Here is a 2,193-nt window from a genome sequence, read left to right on the forward strand (position 1 = left end):
GGGTCATCAAGCAGCTGCACCGGCGTGCCGCAGAGTTTGGCTACGCGCTGCAACCACAGGAGACAACAGCGTAGAGGTGAGTTTCTTAGGAAAGCATCGGCCTTCTTTGCCCGCGAGCTGAAATGAGTTTTCGACTTATCGAGGAACTGCAAACGAAGGCCATTTCTGTCTCGCGTGGCTGCCGCGTGTTGGGCGTTAGCCGATCCGGTTTTTATGAAGCGAAGCGCCGCGCCGCCACGCCGATTGTTTGCGCAGCGAGCGTGCATGTGCGTGCTGCTTTCGCATCGAGTCATCAAAGCTACGGCAGCCGCCGTATGGTGACGGCGCTGGCAAATCGCGGTGTCCAGGTTGGTCGCTACAAGGTCCGTCGCTTGATGCGCCAGGCGGGCTTAAAACCGGTCTGGAAGCGCAAATTCGTCCACACTACCGATAGCCGACATGACCTGCCGGTCGCCGCCAATGTGCTGGCCCGCCAATTCAATCCAACGGCGCCAAACAAGGCCTACGTTTCAGACATCACCTATGTCCGAACCGGCGCCGGCTGGCTGTACCTGGCAGTCGTGATCGACCTGTTCTCACGCAAGGTAGTCGGGTGGGCCATGGCGCCAAATATGCCGGCAAAGCTCGTCTGTGACGCGTTGTACATGGCCGTCCAGCAGCGGCGACCGGGCAAAGGCTTGATCGTCCACTCGGACCGTGGCAGTCAGTATGCAAGTGCCCAGTACCAGACGCTGTTAAGCAGTCACGGCTTCGTCTGCAGCATGAGCCGCAAAGGCAACTGCTGGGACAATGCCGTCGCGGAACGCTTCTTCCTGAACCTGAAGATGGAACGCGTCTGGCAGCGACAATATGCCAACCACGCGGAAGCCAAGCTTGATATTCCTGCCTACATCGTCGCCTTCTACAACAGCGAACGCCTGCATTCAGTTCTGGGCAACCTGCCGCCCTCCGTCTATGAACGGAACATGGCAGCAAAAGAACCTATCGTCGTGTCCGAATTTACTTGACCACCACAACTCGCTATTCATGAGCTAGATTCCATGTACTGGTGCCGGATAAGCCGTCCATTGTCGGCTACAAGGTGCGATTCGCGCCAATGGTCTTCTTTCACCCAATTCGACTTGGTAGCGGTAAGAGTCATTGCAAGAAAATAGCAGTTTGTTGGCTCGTTTTTGCGAAGCTCCGTTTCTGGCCGAACCCGGCCACTCGGCTCAGCATAGCATCGTGCATGGTTTGAAAAGCCACAGACCGTCACGACCGGCTGCAATCGACCTCGTCTCCTTGGCGCCCAACTTGCTATAGATTGCAAAACAGCCAGTCAAGCTGGGCGTCTGCGATATGGCATCCCATGCTGCCGAACCAGGAAGCCCTGTAGCGACAGGGCGTGCTCGAATTTTACTGCGCTCGCATACTTGCTTCGACGCCTGTAGCTGCCGCAGAACTTGCTTGACGACTTGCTCCCTCCCCCCGGCATCACAGCTGAATTCCCGCAACGATTGACCCATGTTTCGTCATTCGTACCAAAGACGAACAGGATGTGTTTTTCTCCCGCAGACATTAAGTAGCGGGACGATGTGTTTTCATTCCTGATGACGATGACGCTTGGCGGCTTCCCTTTTAGCCTTGCCAGCACGTTGATGGTGATGCTGGAAGCGGTGCAGCCATCGGGATCGGTGGGGTCTTCCAGTAGCCGCGCTTCTGAAAGCACGTGGCCAATGACGATCGCTTCAGCAGTACGCACTCCCGCCTCGAGCGGGACCTGATAACCCGATCTGCCGGTTGCCGGATCGATGCAAACAGCATAGGCGGCGGGGAGGTATGAAGCGAGTGCCAGAAGAAATGCAGCGCAAACTGCTTTGGGGTTCATTCGTTCAGTGTCTGTATCTCGCGAGTCAGAACGACCGCTTCTGGCCTTTTGTGTTGAAAAATTCGGCAAGCCATATCTTCGGTCAGTTTTTAAAGGCGCTACGTGTCCAATTTCGTGTTCAGGCAGCATTCCAGTCGAGCCTTTCGACACAATAGACCGACTGCAGACCTTGGATAAGGTCGAGTGTACGAATATGTCACCCCCAAGACTATCCCAAGGAGTTTTTGTTGTACTAAGTAGTTACGAGAAATTTACTGTGAATTCTGTCCCGAAACCTTGCATCAGGGACCGGATTTCGTCGAGCAGCGCCGTGCCATTCATAGCGA

At 55.4% G+C, this 2,193-nt stretch carries 1 protein-coding gene and 1 pseudogene; one reads left to right on the plus strand and one right to left on the minus strand.

Annotated features, from left to right (window positions below; genetic code table 11):
- Positions 1-89: 89 nt before the first annotated feature.
- A pseudogene (locus H162_RS0129610) lies at positions 90-1,007 on the plus strand (IS3 family transposase); the annotation flags it as partial.
- 311 nt (positions 1,008-1,318) lie between these two features.
- On the opposite strand, the gene H162_RS34640 reads toward H162_RS0129610, so the two are convergent.
- On the minus strand, positions 1,319-1,867 hold the full coding sequence (locus tag H162_RS34640; RefSeq protein ID WP_156885886.1) for a hypothetical protein: 549 nt from the start codon (positions 1,865-1,867) through the stop codon (positions 1,319-1,321).
- Positions 1,868-2,193: the final 326 nt, after the last annotated feature.

It is taken from the genome of Massilia niastensis DSM 21313 (genome assembly GCF_000382345.1).
GTDB lineage: Bacteria > Pseudomonadota > Gammaproteobacteria > Burkholderiales > Burkholderiaceae_D > Telluria > Telluria niastensis.